This is a genomic window from Nesterenkonia halobia, assembly GCF_039536005.1.
GTDB classification, from domain to species: domain Bacteria; phylum Actinomycetota; class Actinomycetes; order Actinomycetales; family Micrococcaceae; genus Nesterenkonia; species Nesterenkonia halobia.
On record NZ_BAAAYG010000003.1, the window covers coordinates 471,280 to 494,954 of the forward strand.

Genomic DNA, 23,675 nt, shown 5'->3' on the forward strand with positions numbered 1-23,675 from the left:
TGGGTTCCTTTCGCACGACGGCGAGCCGTCTCCGGCGTCGTGGCCCTGACCGGGCGAGGCAGGCACGGCGGGCGTCGCGCAGCGGATGCGCGGCGCCCGCCGTCGCGCGTGCGGGCCCTGGCACGGGCCCTGGCGCCACGCGGCCCCGCGACGGCTCCGGGCGGCGGGGGGTGCGTCGTCGCCGTCGTCGTGCCAGGATCTGCCGCGACGCTCGCACATCGCACTCGAGGGGAGTGGGCATGACCGCACAGGGGGAGCGCGGCACCGAGGTCGCCGAGGCGACGACGGAGGTCGACGTCGCGCCGGAGGTCGTCTGGCGCGCGCTGGTCGACGAGAGGGAGCGTCGGGCCTGGTGGCCCGACATGCATCTGGACGCCGTCGTCGGCGGCGCGGTGCGCGAGACCTGGGAGGAGGGCGACGCGCAGCTGACCTCGACCGGCACGGTCCGCGAGGTCCTCGCCGCCGACGAGCTGGCCTTCACCTGGTCGGACGAAGACTGGGAGGCCATCACCGCGGTGACGGTGCGGCTCCGTCCGTCGGCGTCCGGCACGCGGGTGACCGTGCGCGAGGACGGCTTCGCCCAGCTGGCCGACGGCGCGCGGATCGCCGCCGAGCACCGCGCCGGCTGGCAGCACCACCTGGGCCGGCTGCGGGACCACCTCGCGGCCGACTGAGCACGACGGCTCCGGCCATGACTCCATTGCGCATGATGCGGGTCACATATAGCCTCGGGAGAATGCGCTTTCCGTCTCTGCGTCGCTCCTCGTCCGCTCGCTGTGCCGCCGATCGCCGCTCCTCGGCGGCGGCGTCCGAAACGGGGTCCGCGGCAGAGCTCGGCTCGTCGCATCCGGACTGGCCTGCGGTGCCCGGGCTGGCCTTCGGCGGGGACTACAACCCCGAGCAGTGGCCGCAGGGGACCCGGCTCGAGGACGTCGAGCTCATGGGCGAGGCCGGGGTGAACCTGGTCAGCGTCGGGATCTTCTCCTGGGCGATGCTCGAGCCTCGCGAAGGCGAGTACGACTGGGGCTGGCTCGACGAGACGATGGACCGGCTGCACGCCGCCGGCGTCGGCGTCGCCCTGGCCACGGCGACGGCCTCCCCGCCGCCGTGGCTGACCCATCAGCACCCCGAGATCCTGCCCGAGGCCGCCGACGGCACCGTGCTGCACCCCGGCGCCCGCCAGGCCTACTCGGTCTCCAGCCCGCTCTACCGCGAGTACGCGCTGCGGATGACCCGCGCGATCGCCGCGCGCTACGCCGACCACCCGGCGCTGAAGCTCTGGCACATCGACAACGAGCTCGGCTGCCACGTGCCCCACGACTATTCCGACGACGCCGCAGTCGCCTTCCGCCGCTGGCTCGAGCAGACCTACGGCGACGTCGAGGAGCTCAACCGCGCCTGGGGCACGGCCTTCTGGTCGCAGCGCTACAGCGACTTCGCCGAGATCCTGCCGCCGCGGACCGCGCCGATGTTCGTCAATCCCGCCCAGCAGCTGGACTTCGCGCGCTTCTCCTCCGACGAGCTGCTGGCCCACTGCCGGGCGATGGCCGAGGTGCTGCGCGAGATCACCCCGGGTGTGCCGCTGACGACGAATCTGATGGCCACCTCCAGCACCAAATGGATGGACTACTTCCGCTGGGCCGAGCAGGGCGGCGACATCCTCGACGTCATCGCCACCGACCACTACACGATCGCCGCCGACGACGAGCGGCACGTCGAGCTGTCCTTCAGCGCGGACCTGACCCGCGGCGTCGCCGGCGGCAGGCCCTGGATGCTCATGGAGCACTCCACCTCGGCGGTCAACTGGCAGCTGCACAACCGGGCGAAGCCGCCGCAGGAGATGCTGCGCAACTCTCTGGCCCACGTGGCCCGCGGCGCCGATGCGGTGATGTTCTTCCAGTGGCGGCAGTCGGCCCGCGGGGCGGAGAAGCACCACTCGGCGATGGTCCCGCACGCCGGCACCGACACCGACGTCTGGCGCACCACGGTGCGGCTGGGCGAGATCCTGCGGCGGCTGGAGCCGGTGCGCGGCGGCCGCGTCGCCGCCGACGTCGCCCTGGTGGTCGACTACGAGGCCTGGTGGGCCGCCGAGCTGGACTCCCATCCGCGCAACGACTTCTCCTACATGGACGAGGTGCTGCGCTGGTACCGGGCGCTGTGGCGCGCCGGCGTCGCCGTCGACGTCGTCCACCCCTCGGCGGACCTGCGCACCTACCGCGCCGCGGTGGTGCCGACGCTGCACCTGGTCCGCGACGAGGACGCCGAGCGGATCGCCGCGGCCGCGGCGGCCGGCACGCAGGTGCTGATCACCTGGTTCAGCGGCATCGTCGACGCCGAGGACGCCGTCCGCCTGGGCGGCCACCCCGGGGCCTTCCGCGAGCTGCTGGGCGTGCGCACCGAGGAGCTCCACCCGATGCAGGGCGAGGAGGTCCGTGCGCTCGACGACGGCTCGACGGCGAGCTTCTGGGCGGAGAAGACGCATCTGGAGGGCGCCGAGGCGGTGCGTCGCTGGGCCGAGGGGCCGCTGGCCGGGCTGCCGGCGATCACCCGGCGCGCCGTCGGCGACGGCGCGGCCTGGTATGCGGGCACTCGTCCCGACGCCGACGGGCTGGCGAGTCTGGTCGCCCGGCTGCTGGCCGACGCCGGCGTCGAGCCGGTGGTCGCCGACGCGCCGGCCGAGCTGGAGGCGGTGCGTCGGCACGGCGAGGACGGGACGAGCCATCTGTTCCTGCTCAACCACTCCGAGGTCGAGGTCCGGGTGCGAGCCCGCGGCGAGGAGCTGCTCTCCGGGCGTCGGATCCGCCGGAGCCTGCGGGTTCCGGCCGGCGACGTCGCCGTCGTCGCCGAACGCTGAGGCTCCCGGACACGGATGAGTCCGCGGCATGTGTGGGAAAGATGCCGTATTCCCACACGTGCCGCGGACTCATCGGGAGTCAGCGAGCGGCCCGGTCAGTCGGCGGGGACGATCGTCCCGTCGACGCGGCGGGTCAGCCCCCACGGGTTGGCCTCCTGCACCGGCTCGGGCAGGAGGTCCTCCGGGAGGTTCTGGTAGGCCACCGGGCGCAGGAAGCGCTCGATCGCCAGCGTGCCCACGCTGGTGGTCCGGCCGTCCGAGGTTGCCGGGAACGGTCCGCCGTGGACCATCGCGTCGCCGACCTCGACGCCGGTGGGCCAGCCGTTGGCCAGCAGCCGGCCGGCCTTCTGCTCGAGCACCGGCACCAGCGACCGGGCGACGTCGTGGTCGCTCTCGGCCAGCTGCAGGGTCGCGGTGAGCTGGCCCTCCAGCTTCTGCGCGACGGCGATCAGGTCCTCGGCGTCGCGGTAGCGCACCACCAGCGAGGCCGCGCCGAAGATCTCCTCGTGCAGCGCCGGGTTGGCCAGGAACTGCTCCGAGCCGGCGGTGAAGACCACCGGGGCCGGGGCGTTCTGCGTCTCGCCGTCGGCGCCGCGGCCGACGACCTCGACGCCGGCCTGTTCGCCCAGCTGCGCCGCTCCGGACTGCCAGGACTCGGCGATGGAGGAGGTCAGCATCGTCTGGCCGGCCGCGGAGGAGGCGGCCTCGCCGACGGCGGCGACGAAGGCGTCGCCGGCCTCGCCCTCGGGCACGAAGGCCAGGCCGGGCACCGTGCAGAGCTGGCCGGACGAGCCCTTCACCGAGGTCAGGTAGCCCTCGGCCAGCGTGCGGCGGGCGTCCTCCTCGGCGATGGCGCCGTCGAGGACGAACACCGGGTTGATCGAGCTCATCTCCGCGTAGACCGGGATCGGGACCTCGCGGGAGGCCGCGGCGGCCATCAGCGAGGTGCCGGCGGCCCGCGAGCCGGTGAAGCCGACTGCGGCGATCGCCGGGTCCTGGGCCAGCGCCTGGCCGATGCTGCGGCCGGGGCCGTAGATCAGGCTGAAGGTGCCGGCGGGCAGGCCGCAGGAGGCGACGGCGTCGGCGACGGCCCGCCCGACCAGCTCGCTGGTGCCCGGGTGGGCGTTGTGCGCCTTGAAGACCACCGGGCAGCCGGCGGCCAGCGCACTGGCGGTGTCGCCGCCGGCGGTGGAGAAGGCCAGCGGGAAGTTCGAGGCCCCGAAGACCGCCACCGGGCCCAGCGGGATGCGCCGCTGGCGGATGTCGGCGCGCGGCATCGGCTGCCGATCGGGCTTCGCCGGGTCGACGCGGACGCCGCGGTGGTCGCCCTGGCGGACGACGGCGGCGAAGAGCCGCAGCTGGTTCACCGTGCGGCCGCGCTCGCCGACCAGTCGCGCCTGCGGCAGGCCGGTCTCGGCCATCGCCCGGGCGGTGATCTCGTCGCCGACGGCGTCGATGTTCGCCGCGATCGTCTCCAGGAACGTCGCGTGGGTCTCCGGGTCCAGTCGGGAGACGGTCTCGTAGGCCTCGGCGGCGGCCGCGGTGGCCTCGGCGAGCTGCTGCTCGTCGATCAGCGAGTAGGCCGGCTCCAGCGCCTCCTCGGTGGCCGGGTCGACGCCGGAGACGGTGCGGCCGGCGCCGGCGACCGAGCGTCCGGCGATGATCGACTGGCCGGTCAGGGCGGTTTCAGCGGTCTGTGCAGTCATGCTCAGCTCCTCGAAGCGACGGGTGCGGGGGTCGCGGGGGTCTCCGGGCGGAGGCCCGCCCGGTCGATCAGTGCGGCGAGGTCGGCCAGGTCGGTCTCGGTCAGGTCCTGCAGCGGCGGGCGCACGACGCCGGCCTCGCGGCCGACGGCGGTCAGGCCGGCCTTGACGATGGAGACGCCGTAGCCCTTCGCGCGGTCGCGGATCTCCAGGTACGGCAGCACGAAGCGGGTGAGCTTCTCGGTGATCGCCGCGCGATCCTGGCGACGCACGTCGGCGTAGAACTCCAGGGCGAACTCCGGGACGAAGTTGTACATCGCCGAGGAGTAGGTGCTGAAGCCCAGCTGCAGCATCGGCAGCGCGAAGGTCTCGGCAGTGGGCAGTCCGCCCAGGTAGAACAGCCGGTCCCCGTTGGTCGCGACGACTTTGGTCACCGCCTCGATGTCGCCGGTGGCGTCCTTGAAGCCGATGAAGTTCTCGTGCCGGGCGGCCAGGCGGGCCACCGTCTCGGCGGAGTAGACGGCGTTGGCGCGGTTGTAGACGATCACCGCCGCCGAGGTCGCCGAGCAGACGGCGTCGACGTGGGCCTCGAGGCCCTGCTGGTCGCAGTCGGTGAGGTAGGGCGGCAGCAGCAGCACGCCCTCGGCCCCGGCCTCCTCGGCGGCGACGGCGTTGGCGATCGCCTGCCGGGTGGAGCCGCCGGCGGAGCCGAGCACCGGGATGATCCCGGCGGCCTCCTCGACGGCCATGCGCACCACGTGGGCGTTCTCCTCAGTGGTGAGGCTGAAGCCCTCGCCGGTGCCTCCGGCGGCGAAGAGTCCGGCGGCGCCGGCGCGGGACTGCCAGTTCAGATGGGCGCGGTAGGCGTCGTCGTCGACCGCTCCCTCGGCGCTGAAGGGGGTGACGGGGAAGGAGAGCAGGCCGTCCTGGAGACGGCCGGCGAGCTCTCGCGGGGTGTGTGTCGGCACGGGGACCTTCCTGGAGTCGGGGCCAGGGGGAAGCGGGCGCGCGCTCGACGGCGCAGGCCCTTCGGTCCTCCTCACTCTAGGAGCGGGCCACAGGGGCGTCTAAGCCCGGTTCTGTATCGACTCATAGCCTGATTGCATCACTCGGCGTCCAGTGATGCTTCTCGCGTCCCCGTCGCGGGAGAGGAAGAGGCCGTCGCGCCCGCGGCCTCGGCGCGCTCCTCCTCCAGCGCGGCGAGCAGCCGCTGCAACGCCGGGCTGCGCCGGCCGCGGCGCCAGACGGCGTGCAGCTCGACGACGTCGCCGGGCTGGTCGGCTAGCGGCAGGTGGACGACGCCGTCGACGCCGAGCCGCTCGGCGGACTCGGGCACGATCGCCACGCCGTGGCCGGCGCCGACCAGCGAGACCATCGTCAGGATCTGGCTGACGGTGTGGACGACGTTGCCGTGCTGGATCGGCACCGAACGGATGGCGAGGTCGTAGAAGTAGCGCGCCCGCACCGGCGAGTACATGATCAGCGGGGCGGAGGCGAGGTCGGCGGAGGTGGCCGCGCGGTCCAGGGCGGCGAGCTCGTGGCCGGCCGGCACCGCCAGGCGCAGCCCTTCGGAGAGCAGCAGCTGGGAGTCGAAGAGCTCGTGGTCGATGGGCGGCCGGGCCAGCCCCAGGTCGATCTCGCCGTCGGTCAGTGCGGCCATCTGCTCGCGGGTGACCTGCTCGTGCAGGTCGACGTCGACGTCGGGCAGCTGCTCGGCGAGCGTGGTCAGCACGCTGCCCAGCACGCTGAAGCCCGAGGCGGCGGTGAAGCCGATGCGCAGGACGCCGGCCTGGCCGCGGGCGATGCGCCGGGCGGTGACCGGAGCCTGGTCGGCGGCGACGAGCAGTCGGCGGGCCTCGGTGAGGAAGGCCGCGCCGGCGGTGGTCAGCGAGACGGTGCGGTTGTCGCGGGCGATGAGCTGGACGCCGACGGTCTTCTCCAGCTTCTGGATCTGCCGGCTGAGCGGAGGCTGGGTCATGTTCAGGCGTTCGGCGGCGTGGCCGAAATGCAGCTCCTCGGCGACGGCGACGAAGCTGCGGATCTGGTCCAGGGTGAACATCAATACTCTCCGTGCATCATCATGCGCATTGAATGGTTTAATTGCGCATCATCATGTCACGCAGGTCACAGCGCGGCAATATCGGCCTCGTCGTCCTGCTCGCCCAGCAGGCGACGGCGCGAGGCGGTGAGATGGGCTCGCATCGCCGCCGCGGCGGCCTGCGGATCCTGCTCGGCGACGGCGTCGAGCACGGCCCGGTGCTCGGCGACCACCTGGTCGTGCCGGGCGCCCGAACCCCCGCGCGCCAGCCGGGGCGCGGGCATGGCGATCATCGCCGGGCCGAGCGCCTCGACCGCCCGGAGCAGATGCGGATTCGTCGCGGCGGCGGCCAGCTCGCGGTGGAAGGTGAAATCGTGCTCGACGGCGTCGGCCGGATGGTCGCCGGCGGCGGCGAGGCCGGCCAGCGCCGCGGAGAGCAGGCGCAGTCGGGCGGCGTCGCGCCGTCGGGCGGCCAGCGCGGCGGCCTCGATCTCCACGGCGATCCGATACTCGAGCAGCGCCCGCCGTTCCGCGGGCGTGCGGGCGAGTGCCGCGTCGTCGGCCTCCTCGGACGCCGTCGTCGCCCGCGTCGGCGGAGTCAGCGCATAGCTGCCCGAGCCGCGGCGGGTGCGGATCAGCCCGTCGGCCTGCAGACGGCTCAGCGCCTCGCGGACCACAGTGCGGCTGACCCCGTGCTCGGCGATGAGCGCGGCCTCGCTGGGCAGCTTCTCGCCGACGCCGATGCCGCCGGAGACGATCTGCCCGCGCAGCGCCTCGGCCAGCGCGGCGGTGCGGCCGGCGCTCATCGCCGCCCGAACTCCGTCGAGGCGGTGGTCCAGTCGCGGGCCTGCTCGCTGAGCGTGATGCCCAGGCCCGGCCGGTCGGGGACGAGCATGCGGCCCTCGGCGATCTCCAGCCGCTCCTCGAAGAGCGGGTCCAGCCAGTCGAAGTGCTCGACCCAGGTCTCGGTCGGGTAGGCCGCGGCCAGATGCAGGTGGATCTCCATGGCGAAGTGCGGAGCCAGGGCGAGTCCGGCGTCGTCGGCCAGCGTCGCCAGCCGCAGGAACTCGGTGATCCCGCCGACGCGCGGAGCGTCGGGCTGGATGATGTCGCAGGCCCGGGTCTCGATCAGCCGGCGGTGCTCGCCGACGGAGGCGAGCATCTCTCCAGTGGCGATCGGAGTGTCCAGCGCGGTGGTCAGTCGGGCGTGGCCCTCGGCGTCGTGGGCGTCGACGGGCTCCTCGATCCAGGTCAGGTCGAACTCCTCGAGGCGCCGGCCCATGCGCAGCGCCGTCGCCCGGTCCCACTGCTGGTTGGCGTCGACCATCAGGTCCACGTCCGGCCCCAGGTGCTCGCGGACTGCGGCCACCCGCCGCATGTCCTCGCGGGCGTCGGGCAGGCCGACTTTGATCTTGATCCCGCCGATGCCGGCGGCCAGCGACTCGTCGGCGCGGGCGGTGATCTCCTCGATCGAGGCGTGCAGGAAGCCGCCGGAGGTGTCGTAGGTGCGCACCGCGTCGCGGTGGGCGCCGAGCAGCTTGGCCAGCGGCAGGCCCGCGCGTTTGGCCTTCAGGTCCCAGAGGGCGACGTCGATCGCGGCCAGCGCCTGCGAGGCCGCGCCCGAGCGGCCCACTGAGGCGCCGGCCCAGAGCAGCGTCTCGCGGATGCGGCCTATGTCATTGGGGTCGGCGCCGAGCGCGGCCTCGGCGACTTCGGCCGCGTGGGCGTACTGCGCCGGGCCGCCGGCGCGCTTGGAGTAGGAGAAGCCCAGACCCTCGAGACCCTGCTCAGTGGTGATCTCGGCGACCAGGAAGACGACTTCGGTCATCGGCTTCTGCCGACCGGTGAAGACTTTGGCGTCGGAGATCGCGGTGGACAGCGGCAGGGTGATCGAGGAGAGGCGGATGTGTCGGATGGCGTCGGCGGAGCTCATGGAAGTGATCGTACAAATCCTGAACCTGTCCGATAAGTCCTCCGGCGGTGCCGATCCGGCATCGAGCGATGACCACAGCCCCGGTGCGGTCCCGGTGCGGTCCCGATGAGTCGGTGGCTCGGGTGGGAATGAGCGCTCATTCCCACCCGAACCACGGACTCATCTCGAGGAGGCGAGGGGCGAGGGGTCGAGGGGACGGTGGGGGGCGGTCAGTCGCCGAGCGTCGACTCGCGCGGCACCAGCGTGGGGGTGAACCGCGGGTGCTCTGGCGGAGCGTCGGGATCCTCGACGGCGGCGACCAGCAGGGCGGCGGCGCGCTCGCCCATCTCGACGGCGGGCTGGCGCACCGAGCTGATCGGCACTGTCGCCGAGGCGGCGAACTCGATGTCGTCGTAGCCGATCAGTGCCACGTCCTCCGGGACGCGGACGCCGGCGCGGACCAGCTCCTGCAGCGCGCCCAGGGCGACCAGGTCGTTGGCGGCGAAGATCGCGTCGGGCCGCTCGGCGTCCTCGGCCAGCAGTCGCCGCGTCCCGTCCCGGCCGGACTCGACGTCCATCGCCTCGGTGCCGACCATCGTCAGAGTCGCGCCCTCGACGGCGTCGACGGCGGCCTGGGCCCCGGCGCGTCGGTGGGCGACCTGGCGGATGCTCGTGGGCCCGCCGATCATCGCCAGGCGCCGGCGGCCCTGCTCGAGCAGATGCTCGGCGGCCATGCGTCCGCCCAGCTCGTCGTCGACGGCCACCGAGGGGAACTCGTCGTCGCCGTGGTGGCGGTCGACCAGCACCACCGGGGTGCCGCGGCGGCTGATCTCGCGCAGCCGGTCCAGCACGTCGCCGACCGGCGAGATGAGCAGGCCTGAGACCCGCTGCTCCTCGAAGAGCCGCAGATGGGCGAGCTCGCGCTCGGCGTCCTGGCCGGAATTGCCCACCAGCACCGGGCGCCGGTGCACGCCCAGGCTGTCCTCGGCGCCGCGGACGACGGCGGCGAAGAACGGATTGGCGACGTCGAGGACGATCATCCCCACCGCGGTGTTGTGCCGCTGGCGCAGCTGGCGGGCGGCGTCGTTGCGGACGTAGCCGAGCTCTTCGATCGCCGCCTGCACGCGGCGGCGGGTGGTCTCCGAGACCTTCTCCGGGTGGTTGAGGGCGTTGGAGACCGTGGCCGGCGACACGCCGGCATGGGTCGCCACGTCGCGGACCTGCGCCAATGCCATGAGGTCAGGATACACATCGATGACGCTCCGCTCGCCCGCGGAAGGGCCGCAGTCTCGGCATGCGGCGGGGAGCGGGGAGGGTCGTGCGGAACGGCCCGGCGCGACGGGGAACAGGGGTCCGCAGTGCGACGTTGGTGATCGGTGGGCCCCGACCGGGGTCGGACACGTCTGGGAAGGAGAGGACCATGAGCGACACCACCGCTGACGCTCCGTCGATCGAGGGCCGCACCGTCGCGCTGCTGGTCACCGACGGCGTCGAGCTGCCGGAGCTGACCGAGCCGCTGGCCGCGATCCGCGACGCGGGCGGGACGGCGAAGATCGTCTCGCCGAAGAAGGAGTCGCTGCAGGCGATGTCGGGCGACTGGGAGCACGCCGACCACTTCGGCGTCGACCACCAGCTGGGCACGGTCGGCGCCGAGGACTTCGACGCGCTGGTGCTGCCCGGCGGCACGCTGAACGCCGACGCGCTGCGCGTCGACGAGCAGGCCCGCGAGTTCGTCGGCGGGTTCTTCGAGGACTCCAAGCCGGTCGCGGCGATCTGCCACGGCCCCTGGATCCTCACCGAGGTCGGCCAGGTCTCCGGGCGCCGGATGACCAGTGTGGGCGCGCTGCGCACCGACCTGGTCAATGCCGGCGCCGACTGGGTGGACGAGGAGGTCGTCGTCGACCGCGGACTGGTCACCTCGCGGACCCCGGCCGACCTGGAGGCCTTCGACGCCGCTCTGCTGAAGCTGGTCGCCGAGCGGAGCTGAGGCCGGTCCCGACGGCGCCGAGTTCTCGATCCGTCTCGGACGTCGTCCCTGATGCGCCGTCCCTCCTCCGCGCCTCGTGCGGGGGAGGGGCTGGCGCTTCTCCGGGCGAGATGAAACGATTCACCACGTGATGCCCGACACACCTCTTCCGAGGAGGACCAGCATGCGCCGCGTCTGCTTCCAGCTGCAGGTCAAGCCCGACCGGATCGACGAGTACCGCCGCCGCCACGCCGCAGTCTGGCCGGAGATGCTCCGCGCCCTGAAGCGCGCCGGCTGGCACGACTACTCGCTCTTCCTGCGTCCCGACGGCCTGCTGATCGGCTACTTCCTCTGCGAGTCGCTCGAGGCCGCGCAGGCGGCGATGGAGGATGAGGAGGTCAACGCCCGCTGGCAGGCCGAGATGGGCGAGTTCTTCGTCGCCCTCGACGGCGCCCGGCCGGACACCGGCTTCGTCGAGCTCGAGGAGGTCTTCCACCTGGAGGACCAGCTCGACTCGCTGGAGTGAGGCTCACTCCGGCAGCGGCGCGATGCCCTCGTGGCGCACGACGAAGCCGTCGGGGAAGCCCGGGGCGTCGGCGGAGCCGTCCCAGCCGGCGGCCATCAGCGCCACGGCGATGAGCAGCCCGCCGTTGGCCGGCAGGTAGGTCGGCAGTCCCTCCGCCTGCCAGGCGTGGCCGGTGCTGAGCATGGTGTTCTTCTCCGCGTCCCGCAGCAGCGCCTCGACGGCGAGGTCCGGCCGGCCCACGCGGGTCGCGGTCATCGCCACCATCGGGAAGTCCCAGCCCCAGGTGGTCTCCCACTGCCAGTCGGCGAGGACGTCGTCGAGGGTGCGGGCCATCGTGCTCGGATCGATCAGCGGGGTCGACGGCGTCACCCCGAGCGCGCCGAGCACCGAGGGATGATCCTCGCGCCGGTCGAGCACCGGGTGCCGCACCGCCGCGTAGACGCCGTCGCGCTCCGCGGGAGCCGGCAGGCGCTCGCGGGCTCGGCGCAGCTCCTCGCTCGGGGCCGCCCCGCGCCGCTCGCGCCACTCCTCGGCGAGGCGCAGCGTCCACCACCAGGAGGCCAGCTCGAAGGTCGGGTCGGTGAGCTCGGTCTTCACGTCGCCGTAGCACTCCTGCGCCGGGATCAGCGGCGGAGAGAGCGCATGGTCGGCGCCGTCGGGCGCCAGATGGTCGACCATGAACTCCGCAGTGGCCTCGACGATCTCGCCCAGCTCCTCGACCACGCCGGGCTGTCCGGCGCGGCGCAGCAGCTCGGCCAGATGGATCGGATGCGGCTGCTGCCAGATGAGGAAGGGGCCGATGTCCGAGGGGCTCTCGCGTCCCTCGGGTCCGACCTGCTTGGGCCAGCGCGCTCCGCGGGCGTGCTGGGCCGCCGCCGTCGCCCGCGCCTGCGGCAGGATCTCGCGGTACCAGCGCATGCTGCGGGCCAGCAGCTCCGGCCGGCCCCAGACGGGGAAGTGGGCGGCATGCCACCAGTGCATCTCCAGGTGGAACTTGCCGCGCCAGGAGTTGACCATCAGCCCGGTCTCCTGCGGCGGCGTCGAGCCGGCGCAGTTGATCGCCGTCAGCTGCTGGGAGAGCACGATGCGTCGCTCGAGCTCGGCGGCGCGCGGATCGGTGCTCTCCGAGAGGTCGACGACGCCGCCGCTCGACCAGAACTCCTCCCAGCCGCGGGCCGATGCGGCGAAGACCTCGGCAGGGGCAGGGACAGGGGCCGGCGACGCCGCGCCCGGCCGGGCGGCGCCGGCGCCTACCTCGCCGGCGCCGCCGCCGTCGCCGTCGTCGAACGTCAGGGCGAGCCGCCAGGTGTCCCCGGGCTCGTGCGCGGCGGGATGCAGTGTCACGCAGTGGGCCGCCGGCTGCTCGGCGACCAGCGCGCCGTCGGACCGCGGGGTGACCGTGTACTGCGTCGCGTCCAGGATCCGCCGGATGCGCAGGTCGTCCTCCCGCCCCTGCAGACGAGTGGTGTGCCCCTCCTCGACCCAGCGGGCGGCGTTGCCCCAGGCCTCGCTGCCGTGCGGGAAGCGCAGCGCGAGGGTCGGAGGCTCGGCGCCGGCGGAGGTGATCTCCACTGCGACGGCGTCCCGGTGCGGATGCACCGCCGTGCGGAGGCTCAGCCGCACTCCGGCCAGGGTGACCTCGGAGGAGATGATCCCGGTCCACAGGTCGTGGACCTGCTCGTGGACCTGCAGATCCTCCGGCCCCCATGCCGTGCGTCCGGCGGTGCGCGGGGCGAGCCCGATCCAGCCGAGCATGAGCCGGTGGGGGTTGCCGCGCAGCCAGAGCTCCTCGGCGGTGCCGCCGTCGGGACCGGTGGTGCTGGTCCGGCCGCTGAGGTCCACATACGGCAGCTCCCCGCGCGGCGTGGTATAGGTCCGCACGGCCTCCTCGACCCCGGGCTCGGGATCGCGCGGGGTGCTGTGCCAGCCCCACTGCGACTGCGTGCCCAGCAGGCTGCCCGGATCGGCGGGATCCCGTCCGGCAGCCGGATGGGACTCCGGGAAGGTCTGCAGCCCGGTGGCGTCGACGGTCAGCGCGAACTCCCCGTTGCCGATCTGCAGCGGGGCGCGGGGGTCGACGGCGTCGCGGCGGATGCGATGGCGGTCCACCAGGGCGCGGCGGTCGATCGGCTGGTCGCCGGGGCGTTCGTCGGGTCGGTCGCTCGGGCGGGAACTCGGCATGGGGCCTCCTGTCGGGGCGGTCGCGGGCGGTCGCGGCGGCGTGCTCTCCGGGGCGGTCGGCCCCGTCACTGCTCGACGGCGGCCCGCGCCTCCTCCAGCCATGTCGCCGCGGCCTCGCTCGGATCGATCCGCCCGTGCAGCAGCTCGGCGGTCACGCGCGAGGTGACGGAGTCGACGTCGGTGGATCCGGTCGGGCCGATGGGGCGCGGAGCGGTGTCCCGCGAGGCGACCTGGTCGATGTACTCGACCTCCTCCTGGCTGTCCGCGTCGAGCTGGCCCTCCAGGCCCGCGCGGCGCTCGGGGTTGTCCGGCACGCCGCGGTCCAGGCCGAGGATGTCGACGGCCTCCTGGGAGTTCACCAGGAAGTCCAGGAGCTCGGCGGCCTGCTCGGGCTGCTCGGTGTCCGCGGAGATGGAGAAGAACTGCGAGGACTGCTGCCAGACGCCGGCGGTGTCGGACTCGCCGGGCAGCGGCCACAGCTCCAGATCCGAGCCGGAGGTGGTCGACAGCGTGGACAGGCTGTTGCTCCAGGTCAGCATCGTCGCCGCGCGCCCGGTGCCCATCAGCGTCTGTTCGACCGAGGCGTCCTCGAGCTCGGTGATCATCGCCGCGCCGGGGGCGGCCCCGGCCTCGGTGAGCTCCTGGGCCCGGCCGAAGAACTCGGCGAGCGACTCCTCGGAGACGCCGATCTCGCCGTCCTCGGTGTAGAGCTTCTCGCCCTGCTGGCGGGCGAAGGCCTCGATGGAGTCGTGGGTGAGCGTGGTGGCGGTGCCGTAGGTGTCGTCGTCGGTGTGCGCCGAGATCTCCTCGGTGAAGGCGGCGAAGTCGTCCCAGGTCCAGGTCTGCGGGTCGGGGCGCTCGACGCCAGCCTCGTCGACGAGGTCCGGGTTGACGATCATCGCCAGCGCGTTGGACCCGGTGGACAGCCCGTACTGGGCGCCGTCGACCTGCCCGTTCTCCAGGGCGGTCGCATCCAGGGCGTCGAGGTCGAGGTGCTCGTCGACGGTGGTGAGGTCCAGCAGGGCCCCGCGCTGGGCATACTCCGCCGGGTAGGCGCCGCCCAGTGTGAACACGTCCGGGGCGTCGCCGCCGGCGAACTGGGTGGCCAGCCGGTCGAAGTAGCCGCCGAAGTCCACCGACTGACCCTCGACGGCGGCGCCGGACTGCTCCTCGAACACCGAGAGGGCCTCCTGGGTGAGCTCCGTGCGCTCCGGCGAGCCCCACCACACGACTGTCAGCGGCTCGTCCGATCCGCCGTCTCCTCCGTCGCCGTCTCCGGAACAGCCGGCGACGGCGAGCAGAGCGGCGGTCAGCGCCGTCGCGGCGGCGCCGCGGCGGAGGCGACGGGGACGTGGCGGCGGGCATGGTCGCGTGCTGGGATCGGTGGGAGAGAGGCGGGCGGCGCGAGTCATCGGGTCTCCTCGGGGTCGGACGTCGTCGTCCACGGAGCGGGACGGCGCCGGGCAGGGCCGGGGCTCGTCGACGGTCTCCGGGCGGGGACGGCGCCCGGATATGTGCTGTGCATCACAATATGTTGCGTGGTAAGTCACATTAGAGCGACGCCAGTGATGCGGGCAAGATCTTCCGCGCCCTGCGGCGAGTCTCGTTCGGCATGACGCGATGCCGGAGCGCCGATGGGGGCCTCGCCGCCGACACCGCCGTCCGGCAGGGCGGCATGGAGCGCCTGGAGTGTGATCCATGCCATTGGTATGGTGTGACGCAGCGAATATTGAAACGATTCATCCCGGGCGTCGGAGACGTCCGGGGCTGCAGACTTCGGGAGAGTGCGTCATGACAGGGACGTCAGCGACGACGGCGCGCCGGCAGCGCCGTCCCATGGGCCGCTGGAAGGCCACCATCGCCGTGGCGATGTCCAACTACATCGAGGCCGGCTCGATCATCGCGATCGCGACCAGCATGAGCCTCTGGGAGGAGGCCTTCGGCCTCGACAGCCTCGCCGTGGGGCTGCTCAGCGCGCTGAGCGCCAACGCCTTCGGCGCGGCGATCGGCGCGGCGGTCGGCGGTCCGCTCTGCGACCGCTACGGCCGGAAGTTCATCTACACCTACGATCTGATCCTGTACATGATCGGCACGCTCTTCGCGGTCTTCGCCACGAACTTCACGATGCTGCTGATCGGCTTCGTGGCCACCGGCATCGCCGTCGGCGCCGGCGTCACGGCGGCCTGGACCTATATCGCCGAGGAGGCGCCGAACGAGCGTCGCGCCGGGCATGTCGGCGTCGCGCAGCTGGCGTGGTCGATCGGCCCGGCCGTCGGCTTCCTGCTGGCGATCATCGTCTCCCCACTGGGGCTGCTCGGCGCGCGGCTGGTCTTCGCGCACCTCTTCGTCGTCGCCGCGATCACCTGGTGGGTGCGTCGCGGGCTCGGCGAGTCGCAGCGCTGGAAGGACCAGCAGGCGAATCCGAACCGAGTGGGCACCTACCGCGGCTTCATCCAGCTGTTCACCGACCGGCGCAACGTGGTCGCGCTGCTCTTCCTGATCGGCGTCTACGGCCTGTGGAACACCGTCGCCGGCCAGGCCGGCATCTTCCAGCCGCGCGTCTACGAGGCCGCCGGGCTGGACAGCGCCAATGCGCAGAACGCGCTGCAGGTGCTGGTCTGGACGCTGACCTCGCTGGCCACGTACTTCGGGTTCATGAAGTACGGCGACGCCGTCTCGCGCCGGCTGCTCTACTTCATCGGCGCCGCCCTCGGCGTCGTCGCCTGGTCGGTGCTCATCTGGGGCCCGCCCGGCTGGACCTCGCTGCTGATCTTCGCGGTCGGCTGGGGGCTCTCCGCCGGCATCGGGGCGCAGGCCTTCTACGGGCTGTGGGCCGCGGAGCTCTTCGCCACCCGCTACCGCGCCTCCGCGCAGGGCGTGATGTTCATGCTGGTGCGCGTGATGGTCGGCGTGCTGAGCCTGTGGTTCCCGCTGATGCTCCAGGAGGTCGGCCTGCACGGCGTCGGCGCGCTGATCGTGGGACTGCTGGTCGCCGCGCTGGTCATCGGCACCGTCTGGGCGCCGCGGACGCGGGGCAAGAGCCTCGAGGAGATCGAGGTCGAGCGCTATGGACGGCTGCTCGACGGCGAGTCGTCGGGCAGTGCGGCCTCCGGCGCCGGCAGCACGGCCGATGCCGCCGGCGGGGTCGAGGGCGCCGATGCTGCCGCGCCGTCCCGGCGATGAGTAGTGCGCGGCGCCGAACGCGGAGCTTGACGCCCATGTGATCGAGGTCATACAGTCGGCGCTAGATGTTGAAACGATTTATACCAGGCGGCGGCCAGTCATCACGGTGACCGGCTGTCGGCGGAACTGAGGAATGATGACGACTTTCGCAGAGATCGCTCCGCAGCTGGAGCACCAGGCCATCGAGGTTCCCTCCTGGGCCTACGGCAACTCCGGCACGCGCTTCAAGGTCTTCGGCACCCCGGGCACGCCGCGCTCGGTGGAAGAGAAGATCGCCGACGCCGCCGCGGTGCACCGCTTCACGGGACTCGCGCCGCGGGTGGCGCTGCACATCCCGTGGGACCTGGTCGATGACTTCGGCGCGCTGCGCTCGCACGCCGGGGAGCTCGGCGTCGAGCTGGGCACGATCAACTCGAACACCTTCCAGGACGACGACTACAAGTTCGGCGGTCTGACCCACCACGACCGGCGGATCCGGCAGAAGGCCATCGATCACCATCTGCAGTGCATCGAGATCATGGGCCAGACCGGCTCCCGCGACCTGAAGATCTGGCTCGCCGACGGATCCAACTACCCGGGGCAGGCTGACATCCTGGGGCGCCAGGAGCGGCTGGCCGACTCGCTGGCGGCGATCCACGCCCAGCTCAGCGACGAGCAGCGGCTGATCCTGGAGTACAAGTTCTTCGAGCCGGCCTTCTACCACACCGACGTCCCGGACTGGGGCACGGCCCTGACCCACGTGCAGGCCCTCGGCGAGAACGCCAAGGTCTGCCTGGACACCGGCCATCACGCTCCGGGCACCAACATCGAGTTCATCGTCGCCCAGCTGCTGCGCGCCGGGAAGCTCGGCTCCTTCGACTTCAACTCGCGCTTCTACGCCGACGACGACCTCATCGTCGGCGCGGCCGACCCCTTCCAGCTCTTCCGGATCCTCTTCGAGGTCATCCGCGGCGGCGGCTACGCCCCGGAGTCGGAGGTCGCCTTCATGCTCGATCAGTGCCACAACGTGGAGAAGAAGATCCCGGGGCAGATCCGCAGCGTGCTCAACGTCCAGGAGATGACCGCCCGGGCGCTGCTGGTCGACCGCGCCGCGCTCGCCGAGGCCCAGGAGGCCGGCGACGTGCTCACCGCCCACGAGATCTTCATGGACGCCTTCTACACCGACGTGCGCCCTGACCTGGCGGCCTGGCGCGAGTCCCGCGGGCTGCCGGCGGACCCGATGCGCGCCTATGAGGCGTCCGGCCACCAGGAGCAGATCGAGGCCGAGCGCGTCGGCGGGGCGCAGGTGGGCTGGGGCGCCTGATGAGCACCCCCGATCCCCGCACGCCGACGACGGCGCTCGAGGCCGTCGAGGCGGTCGACCGCCTCCTCGACGGACCGCACGGGCCGTTGTCGGTGCGCACCTACCGGGCGGCCGCTCCGGCCGGTCCGGGGGAGCCGGCGCAGGTGCCGACGGCGTCGCAGCCGGCCACGACGTCGGCGCCGCGCCCGCTGCTGGTCTGGGCCCACGGCGGCGGCTTCGCCTACGGAAGCCTGGACATGGCCGAGGGCGACTGGGTCGCCCGGGCGCTGGCCGTCCGCGGCGTCGCAGTGGTCTCGGTCGACTACGGTCTCGCCCCGCCGGTCGAGGCGCTCGAGGCCGGAGAGCTGCGCCAGGTCGCCGCCGACGCCGGAGTCCACCACCCGGTGCCCGGCGAGGAGCTGGCCTTCGCCCTGGACTGGGCGCGCGAGCAGGCACCGGGCCTCGGCGCCGACCCGGCGGCGGTGAGCCTCGGCGGGGCGAGCGCCGGCGGGAACCTCGCCGCCGGCGTCGCCGTCTCCCGGCTGGGCGACGGCGGCACGCCGCCGCGGCACCTGGTGCTCGCCTATCCCACGCTGCACGCCGTCCAGCCGCCGACGCCGGAGGACCTGCGGGCGCTGCTCGACGCCGATCCCGAGGCCGACCGCTTCGGCCCCGACCCGGTGCGTCGGATGTACGAGAACCACCTGGGCGGCCCGATCGAGGAGGCCCCGCTGGCGGCGGTGCCCGGAACGGCGACGCCCGAGCAGCTGGCCGGGCACCCGCCGACGACGATCGTCACCAGCGAGGTCGACGAGCTGCGCGTCTCCGGCGAGGCCCATGCGGAGACGCTGCGCACCGCCGGCGTCGACGTCGAGCTCGCCATGGAGCCCGGGGTGCGGCACGGCCATCTGAACCGTCCTGACGAGGGGCAGGCGGCCGTGAGCACGATCGAGCGCGTCGCCGCGCGCTTGCTGGGCTGAGGGGCCGGACGCCGAGGGGCCGGCGGGGCGACGGGCAGTTCCTGCCGCGGCGCATCGTCCGGCATGCTGAGCCGGTGACCGTGCGCCCCTGGCACGGATCCGGAGAGGAGCCTCATGAGGATCACCATCACCAGCGTCTATGTGGACGACCAGGAGAAGGCCCATGCCTTCTACACCGGGACGCTCGGCTTCCGCACCCAGGTGGACGTCCCCGCCGGCGAGTTCCGCTGGCTGACCGTCGTCTCGCCGGAGGATCCCGACGGCACCGAGCTGCTGCTCGAGCCCGACGCCCATCCGGCGGCGAAGCCCTTCAAGGAGGCGCTGTACGCCGACGGCATCCCGCTGACCCAGTTCAGCGTCGACGACGTCGCCGCCGAGCACGAGCGGCTGGCCGGCCTCGGCGTGCGCTTCACCCAGGAGCCGGTGGACATCGGGCCCGCCGTGCTGGCGGTCTTCGACGACACCTGCGGCAACCTCATCCAGATCATCCGGATGAAGGACGACGCCGACCAGGGCTGATCTCCGGAGCGGTCCGGGCAGTCCGGGCCGTCCGGCCGGGCGGGGTCTGAGCGTGCGGGCGCCGGTCCGGTAGCATCCCTGCCCATGGCCACCTCCTCCTCCCTCGACGGCGAGTCCCGCCGCGCCCGCCTGCTGGAGATCCTTGAGTCCCAGGGGCGGATCACCAGCAGCGAGGTCGTCGAGGCGCTCGACGTCTCGGCGATGACGCTGCGCCGGGACCTCGCGGACCTGGAGGCCGCCGGTCGGCTGCGCCGGGTGCGCGGGGGAGCGGTCGCGCCGTCGCAGCCGCGCAGCTTCGCCGAGCGCAGCGGCCGACGGGCGGCGGCCAAGCGGACGATCGCGGCCAAGGCCCGACAGCTGGTGCCCCAGCGCGGAACCTGCTCCTTCGACGCCTCCTCCACCGCCGGCGTGCTGCTGGCCGGGCTCACCGGCGCCGGCGAGCTGACCGTGGTGACCAACTCCGGGGAGAACTTCGAGGCCGCCGTCGGGCGTCCCGGCATCGAGCCGGTGCTGCTGGGCGGCAGCCGGCAGGAGACCACCCGCAGCTTCGTCGGTCCGCTGGCCGAGCTGATGGCCTCCTCGCTGCAGTGCGCACGCTTCTTCACCTCCGCCGCGGCCCTCGACGCCGCCTGGGGCAGCTCCGAGGCCACGCCGGAGGAGGCGGCGCTGAAGCGGGTGCTGGCCGAGCATGCCGACACCACGGTGATGCTGGCCGACTCCTCGAAGCTCGGCGCCCGCGCCGTCGCCCGCGGCGTCGGACTGGACGCCGTCGACATGCTGATCACCGAACTGGACCCCGACGACGCGCGCCTGGACTCCTTCCGCGAGCTGGTCGAGGTCCGCTGAGCCGGACGCGGCGCCCGGGCGGGATGTGTTGATCCACGCCACACTCGGTGATACTTTGTGTTCGATCGCTCAGGAACGCACACCAGGAGTCGTCATGTCCGAGTCGCAGAACCCCGCCGTCGAGGCGCTGATCGCCCGCTCCCAGCGCCTGGGCGCGGACCCGAAGAACACCAACTACGCCGGCGGCAACACCTCGGCCAAGGGCACCGCCGTCGACCCGGTCACCGGCGAGGACGTCGAGCTGCTCTGGGTCAAGGGCTCCGGCGGCGACCTCGGCACGCTGACGCCGGAGGGTCTGGCCACGCTGCGCCTGGACCGCATGCGGAAGATGGTCGACACCTACCCGGGCGTCGAGCGCGAGGACGAGATGGTCGCGGCCTTCGACTACTGCCTGCACGGCAAGGGCGGCGCGGCGCCGTCGATCGACACCGCCATGCACGGCCTGGTCGACGCCGCCCATGTCGACCACCTGCACCCCGACTCGGGCATCGCCCTCGCCACCGCCGCCGACGGCGAGCAGCTCACCGCCACCATCTTCGGCGAGCAGGTCGTCTGGGTCCCGTGGCGCCGCCCCGGCTTCCAGCTCGGCCTGGACATCGCGGCGATCAAGGAGAAGAACCCGCAGGCGATCGGCTGCATCCTCGGCGGCCACGGCATCACCGCCTGGGGCGAGACCTCCGAGGAGGCCGAGGCCAACTCGCTGTGGATCATCGACACCGCCGCCGCCCACATCGCCGAGCACTCGAGGCCCGAGCCCTTCGGCCCCGCGCTCGCCGAGAACGCCCCGTTGCCGCAGACCGAGCGTCGCGCCAAGGCCGCGGCGCTGATGCCGACGATCCGCTCGATCGCCAGCGAGGACAAGCCGCAGGTCGGCCACTTCAGCGACGACGACGCGGTGCTGGAGTTCCTCGCCCACGCCGAGCACCCGCGGCTGGCCGCACTGGGCACCAGCTGCCCCGACCACTTCCTGCGCACCAAGGTGAAGCCGCTGGTGCTCGACCTGCCCGCCGACGCCTCCGTCGAGGACGCGAAGGCCCGGCTGCGCGAGCTGCACGCCGCCTACCGCGAGGACTACCAGGCCTACTACGACCGCCACGCCGACGCCGACAGCCCCGCCATCCGCGGCGCCGACCCGGCGATCGTGCTGGTCCCGGGCGTGGGCATGTTCTCCTTCGGCAAGGACAAGCAGACCGCCCGGGTCGCCGGGGAGTTCTACCTCAACGCCATCCACGTCATGCGCGGCGCCGAGGGGCTGTCGACCTACGCCCCGATCGACGAGTCGGAGAAGTTCCGCATCGAGTACTGGGCGCTGGAGGAGGCCAAGCTGCAGCGCATGCCCGAGCCCAAGCCGCTGGCCACGCGCATCGCGCTGGTCACCGGCGCGGCCTCGGGCATCGGCAAGGCCATCGCGCAGCGGCTGGCCGCCGAGGGCGCCGTCGTCGCCATCGCGGATCTGGACCTGGAGAAGGCCCGGGCCGCCGCCGCGGAGATCGGCGGGACCGACGTCGCCGTCGGCGTCGCCGTCGATGTCTCCGACGAGGACGCGGTCCAGCAGGCCGTGGACGAGACGCTGCTGGCCTTCGGCGGGCTGGACATCGTGGTGAACAACGCCGGGCTGAGCCTGTCGAAGTCGCTGCTGGAGACCACGGCGAAGGACTGGGACCTGCAGCACGACGTGATGGCCAAGGGCTCCTTCCTGGTCTCCAGGACGGCGGCCGGCGCGCTGATCGAGCAGGGCCTCGGCGGCGACGTCGTCTACATCTCCTCGAAGAACTCGGTCTTCGCCGGCCCGAACAACATCGCCTACTCGGCCACCAAGGCCGACCAGGCCCACCAGGTGCGGCTGCTGGCCGCCGAGCTGGGCGAGCACCAGGTCCGCGTCAACGGGGTGAACCCCGACGGCGTGGTCCAGGGCTCGGGCATCTTCGCCTCCGGCTGGGGCGCGAACCGGGCGAAGACCTACGGCATCGAGGAGAAGGACCTGGGCAAGTTCTACGCCCAGCGCACCATCCTCAAGCGCGAGGTGCTGCCCTCGACTGTGGCCAACGCGGTCTTCGCGCTCGTCGGCGGCGAGCTCACCCACACCACCGGCCTGCACGTCCCGGTCGACGCCGGCGTCGCCGCGGCCTTCCTGCGCTGACCGGAGGAGATGAGCATGGCGACGGCATCGATGACGGGCTCGACAGCGGGTTCGACGGCAGGACCGACGACGACGCATGCGGCCGTGGACCTCGGCGCCTCCAGCGGGCGCGTGGTCCTGGGCCGGATCGGCCCCGACACGCTGGAGCTGACCGAGGCCGCGCGCTTCTCCAACGGTCCGGTGCACCTGCCCGACGGGCTGCACTGGAACCTCGTCGGCCTCTATGAGCAGGCGCTGGCCGGACTCGGCGAGGCCGTGCGGGCCACGGCCGACGACGGCGGCATCGCCTCGGTCGGCATTGACTCCTGGGCGGTGGACTACGGGCTGCTGACCGGCGGGACCTCCGGCGCCGGAGGCCCCGCCGCGGCGGGCGCGCCGTCGCTGCTGGGCACGCCGTTCCACTACCGCGACGAGCGCACCGCCGCCGGCGTGGAGGCGGTGCACGCCCAGGTGCCCTTCGCCTCGCTGTATGCCCGCAACGGGCTGCAGTTCCTCCCGTTCAACACGCTCTACCAGCTGGCCGCCGAGCCGCTGCTGACCGGGCCCGCGGCCGCCGCCGTCGAGCAGCTGCTGCTGGTGCCGGATCTGCTCGGCCACTGGCTGTCCGGCCGCTCGGTGGCCGAGGCGACCAACGCCTCCACCACCGGGCTGGTCCACGTGGCCACCGGCGACTGGGACGACGAGCTCCTCGAGCAGCTCGGCCTGCCGCGGGCGATCTTCCCGGAGATCGCCGCCCCGGGGACGGCGCTGGGCGAGACCCGCGAGGAGCTCGCGCCCTTCCTGTCCGGGCAGCGGCTGCCGGTGACGCTGGTCGGCTCGCACGACACCGCCTCCGCCGTCGTCGGCACGCCGCTCTCGTCGGAGAAGGCGGCCTACATCTCCTGCGGCACCTGGGGGCTGGTCGGCCTGGAGCTCGACGAGGCGGTGGTCAGCGCCGAGAGCCGCGCGGCGAACTTCACCAACGAGGGCGGCGTCGACGGAACCTTCCGCTTCCTCACCAACGTCATGGGCACCTGGCTGCTCTCCGAGACGCTGCGCACCTGGGAGCGCGAGACGGCGGAAGCGCAGGACCTGCCGCAGCTGCTGGCCGCCGCGGCGGAGATCGACGCCGGCGAGGTGGTCGTCTTCGACGTCCAGGACGAGCGGTTCGTCGCCCCCGGGGACATGCCCGCGAGGATCGGTGCCTGGTGCACGGAGCACGACCGTCCGGTCCCGGCCTCGAAGCCGGCGCTGGTGCGCAGCATTGTCGAGTCGATCGCCGCGCGATTCGCCGCCGCGCTCGACGCCGCCGCCCGGCTGGCGGACCGCGAGGTCGAGGTGGTGCACATGGTCGGCGGCGGCTCGCTGAACGCGCTGCTCTGCCAGGCCACTGCCGATCGGAGCGGCCGCGACGTCGTCGCCGGCCCGGTGGAGGCCACCGCCATCGGCAACCTGCTCATCCAGGCGCGCACCGCCGGCACGCTGACCGGCTCGCTGGCCGAGCTGCGCGAGCTCGTCCGCCGGACCCATCAGCCCACGCGGTATCGTCCTCGCAGCTGAGTCGTC

20 protein-coding genes are annotated in these 23,675 nt (G+C 72.9%); 11 read left to right on the forward strand and 9 right to left on the reverse strand.

Annotated elements, in window-relative coordinates:
* Positions 1-239: 239 nt before the first annotated feature.
* Together ABD652_RS04870 and ABD652_RS04875 are read left to right on the forward strand one after the other, a co-directional pair.
* Positions 240-674: an SRPBCC family protein gene (locus ABD652_RS04870; RefSeq protein ID WP_344718752.1), complete on the forward strand. Its 435-nt coding sequence runs from the start codon at positions 240-242 to the stop codon at positions 672-674.
* A 62-nt stretch (positions 675-736) separates the two neighbouring features.
* Complete coding sequence (locus tag ABD652_RS04875; RefSeq protein WP_344718754.1) at positions 737-2,854, forward strand: beta-galactosidase; 2,118 nt, start codon at positions 737-739, stop codon at positions 2,852-2,854.
* 95 nt (positions 2,855-2,949) lie between these two features.
* Here ABD652_RS04875 and ABD652_RS04880 read toward each other — a convergent pair whose 3' ends face one another.
* The 6 genes from ABD652_RS04880 to ABD652_RS04905 all read right to left on the reverse strand — a co-directional run bounded on the left by ABD652_RS04880 (position 2,950) and on the right by ABD652_RS04905 (position 9,742).
* Positions 2,950-4,560: an aldehyde dehydrogenase (NADP(+)) gene (locus tag ABD652_RS04880; RefSeq protein WP_344718756.1), complete on the reverse strand. Its 1,611-nt coding sequence runs from the start codon at positions 4,558-4,560 to the stop codon at positions 2,950-2,952.
* 2 nt (positions 4,561-4,562) lie between these two features.
* Positions 4,563-5,525, reverse strand: coding sequence for a 5-dehydro-4-deoxyglucarate dehydratase (locus ABD652_RS04885; protein ID WP_344718758.1), 963 nt, complete (start codon positions 5,523-5,525; stop codon positions 4,563-4,565).
* A gap of 137 nt (positions 5,526-5,662) precedes the next feature.
* Entirely contained in the window at positions 5,663-6,616 is a 954-nt protein-coding gene (locus ABD652_RS04890; RefSeq protein ID WP_344718760.1) for a LysR family transcriptional regulator, read from the reverse strand.
* A gap of 65 nt (positions 6,617-6,681) precedes the next feature.
* Positions 6,682-7,401, reverse strand: coding sequence for a FadR/GntR family transcriptional regulator (locus ABD652_RS04895; RefSeq protein WP_344718762.1), 720 nt, complete (start codon positions 7,399-7,401; stop codon positions 6,682-6,684).
* On the reverse strand, positions 7,398-8,528 hold the full coding sequence (locus ABD652_RS04900) for an L-talarate/galactarate dehydratase (RefSeq protein WP_344718764.1): 1,131 nt from the start codon (positions 8,526-8,528) through the stop codon (positions 7,398-7,400). Before ABD652_RS04900 ends, ABD652_RS04895 begins: the two co-directional genes overlap by 4 nt.
* A gap of 209 nt (positions 8,529-8,737) precedes the next feature.
* Positions 8,738-9,742 carry a LacI family DNA-binding transcriptional regulator gene (locus tag ABD652_RS04905; RefSeq protein ID WP_344718766.1) on the reverse strand — a complete coding sequence of 335 codons (1,005 nt, stop codon included), beginning with the start codon at positions 9,740-9,742 and terminating at the stop codon, positions 8,738-8,740.
* A gap of 185 nt (positions 9,743-9,927) precedes the next feature.
* Between ABD652_RS04905 and ABD652_RS04910 the strand changes: the two genes are divergently transcribed.
* Both ABD652_RS04910 and ABD652_RS04915 read left to right on the forward strand, forming a co-directional pair.
* Positions 9,928-10,494, forward strand: a complete 567-nt coding sequence (locus tag ABD652_RS04910) for a type 1 glutamine amidotransferase domain-containing protein (protein ID WP_344718768.1) — start codon at positions 9,928-9,930, stop codon at positions 10,492-10,494.
* 163 nt (positions 10,495-10,657) lie between these two features.
* Positions 10,658-10,999, forward strand: coding sequence for an L-rhamnose mutarotase (locus ABD652_RS04915; protein WP_344718770.1), 342 nt, complete (start codon positions 10,658-10,660; stop codon positions 10,997-10,999).
* A gap of 3 nt (positions 11,000-11,002) precedes the next feature.
* Here ABD652_RS04915 and ABD652_RS04920 read toward each other — a convergent pair whose 3' ends face one another.
* From ABD652_RS04920 to ABD652_RS04930, 3 genes are all read right to left on the reverse strand, one after another.
* Positions 11,003-13,180, reverse strand: a complete 2,178-nt coding sequence (locus ABD652_RS04920) for a hypothetical protein (RefSeq protein ID WP_344718772.1) — start codon at positions 13,178-13,180, stop codon at positions 11,003-11,005.
* A gap of 65 nt (positions 13,181-13,245) precedes the next feature.
* Positions 13,246-14,592: an ABC transporter substrate-binding protein gene (locus ABD652_RS04925; protein WP_344718774.1), complete on the reverse strand. Its 1,347-nt coding sequence runs from the start codon at positions 14,590-14,592 to the stop codon at positions 13,246-13,248.
* A 134-nt stretch (positions 14,593-14,726) separates the two neighbouring features.
* The gene (locus ABD652_RS04930; RefSeq protein ID WP_344718776.1) at positions 14,727-14,885 is read right to left on the reverse strand and encodes a hypothetical protein; all 159 of its coding nucleotides are present in this window, start codon (positions 14,883-14,885) and stop codon (positions 14,727-14,729) included.
* A gap of 86 nt (positions 14,886-14,971) precedes the next feature.
* Here ABD652_RS04930 and ABD652_RS04935 point away from each other — a divergent pair, with 86 nt between their 5' ends.
* The 7 genes from ABD652_RS04935 (at position 14,972) to ABD652_RS04965 (ending at position 23,669) form a co-directional block, all read left to right on the forward strand.
* On the forward strand, positions 14,972-16,363 hold the full coding sequence (locus ABD652_RS04935; protein ID WP_344718778.1) for an MFS transporter: 1,392 nt from the start codon (positions 14,972-14,974) through the stop codon (positions 16,361-16,363).
* Between the two features lie 136 nt (positions 16,364-16,499).
* Positions 16,500-17,666: an L-rhamnose isomerase gene (rhaI, locus tag ABD652_RS04940; protein ID WP_344718780.1), complete on the forward strand. Its 1,167-nt coding sequence runs from the start codon at positions 16,500-16,502 to the stop codon at positions 17,664-17,666.
* Complete coding sequence (locus ABD652_RS04945; protein ID WP_344718782.1) at positions 17,666-18,625, forward strand: alpha/beta hydrolase; 960 nt, start codon at positions 17,666-17,668, stop codon at positions 18,623-18,625. Before rhaI ends, ABD652_RS04945 begins: the two co-directional genes overlap by 1 nt.
* A 114-nt stretch (positions 18,626-18,739) precedes the next feature.
* A complete protein-coding gene (locus tag ABD652_RS04950) occupies positions 18,740-19,144 on the forward strand; it encodes a VOC family protein (RefSeq protein ID WP_344718784.1) in 405 nt (134 codons plus the stop codon).
* An 84-nt stretch (positions 19,145-19,228) separates the two neighbouring features.
* Positions 19,229-19,990: a DeoR/GlpR family DNA-binding transcription regulator gene (locus tag ABD652_RS04955; protein ID WP_344718786.1), complete on the forward strand. Its 762-nt coding sequence runs from the start codon at positions 19,229-19,231 to the stop codon at positions 19,988-19,990.
* A gap of 94 nt (positions 19,991-20,084) precedes the next feature.
* On the forward strand, positions 20,085-22,130 hold the full coding sequence (locus tag ABD652_RS04960) for a bifunctional aldolase/short-chain dehydrogenase (protein ID WP_344718788.1): 2,046 nt from the start codon (positions 20,085-20,087) through the stop codon (positions 22,128-22,130).
* 15 nt (positions 22,131-22,145) lie between these two features.
* A complete protein-coding gene (locus ABD652_RS04965; protein WP_425574541.1) occupies positions 22,146-23,669 on the forward strand; it encodes a rhamnulokinase in 1,524 nt (507 codons plus the stop codon).
* The last annotated feature ends 6 nt before the right edge of the window (positions 23,670-23,675 follow it).

What these genes read in the sequence shown, in the direction of transcription:
- rhaI (WP_344718780.1), top strand. Translation starts at nt 16,500, where the DNA reads ATGACGACTTTCGCAGAGATCGCTCCGCAGCTGGAGCACCAGGCCATC.
- ABD652_RS04955 (WP_344718786.1), top strand. Translation starts at nt 19,229, where the DNA reads ATGGCCACCTCCTCCTCCCTCGACGGCGAGTCCCGCCGCGCCCGCCTG.
- ABD652_RS04925 (WP_344718774.1), bottom strand. Translation starts at nt 14,592, where the DNA reads ATGACTCGCGCCGCCCGCCTCTCTCCCACCGATCCCAGCACGCGACCA.
- ABD652_RS04960 (WP_344718788.1), top strand. Translation starts at nt 20,085, where the DNA reads ATGTCCGAGTCGCAGAACCCCGCCGTCGAGGCGCTGATCGCCCGCTCC.
- ABD652_RS04965 (WP_425574541.1), top strand. Translation starts at nt 22,146, where the DNA reads ATGGCGACGGCATCGATGACGGGCTCGACAGCGGGTTCGACGGCAGGA.
- ABD652_RS04870 (WP_344718752.1), top strand. Translation starts at nt 240, where the DNA reads ATGACCGCACAGGGGGAGCGCGGCACCGAGGTCGCCGAGGCGACGACG.
- ABD652_RS04895 (WP_344718762.1), bottom strand. Translation starts at nt 7,401, where the DNA reads ATGAGCGCCGGCCGCACCGCCGCGCTGGCCGAGGCGCTGCGCGGGCAG.
- ABD652_RS04900 (WP_344718764.1), bottom strand. Translation starts at nt 8,528, where the DNA reads ATGAGCTCCGCCGACGCCATCCGACACATCCGCCTCTCCTCGATCACC.
- ABD652_RS04950 (WP_344718784.1), top strand. Translation starts at nt 18,740, where the DNA reads ATGAGGATCACCATCACCAGCGTCTATGTGGACGACCAGGAGAAGGCC.
- ABD652_RS04905 (WP_344718766.1), bottom strand. Translation starts at nt 9,742, where the DNA reads ATGGCATTGGCGCAGGTCCGCGACGTGGCGACCCATGCCGGCGTGTCG.
- ABD652_RS04910 (WP_344718768.1), top strand. Translation starts at nt 9,928, where the DNA reads ATGAGCGACACCACCGCTGACGCTCCGTCGATCGAGGGCCGCACCGTC.
- ABD652_RS04915 (WP_344718770.1), top strand. Translation starts at nt 10,658, where the DNA reads ATGCGCCGCGTCTGCTTCCAGCTGCAGGTCAAGCCCGACCGGATCGAC.
- ABD652_RS04935 (WP_344718778.1), top strand. Translation starts at nt 14,972, where the DNA reads ATGACAGGGACGTCAGCGACGACGGCGCGCCGGCAGCGCCGTCCCATG.
- ABD652_RS04920 (WP_344718772.1), bottom strand. Translation starts at nt 13,180, where the DNA reads ATGCCGAGTTCCCGCCCGAGCGACCGACCCGACGAACGCCCCGGCGAC.
- ABD652_RS04945 (WP_344718782.1), top strand. Translation starts at nt 17,666, where the DNA reads ATGAGCACCCCCGATCCCCGCACGCCGACGACGGCGCTCGAGGCCGTC.
- ABD652_RS04880 (WP_344718756.1), bottom strand. Translation starts at nt 4,560, where the DNA reads ATGACTGCACAGACCGCTGAAACCGCCCTGACCGGCCAGTCGATCATC.
- ABD652_RS04930 (WP_344718776.1), bottom strand. Translation starts at nt 14,885, where the DNA reads ATGGCATGGATCACACTCCAGGCGCTCCATGCCGCCCTGCCGGACGGC.
- ABD652_RS04890 (WP_344718760.1), bottom strand. Translation starts at nt 6,616, where the DNA reads ATGTTCACCCTGGACCAGATCCGCAGCTTCGTCGCCGTCGCCGAGGAG.
- ABD652_RS04875 (WP_344718754.1), top strand. Translation starts at nt 737, where the DNA reads ATGCGCTTTCCGTCTCTGCGTCGCTCCTCGTCCGCTCGCTGTGCCGCC.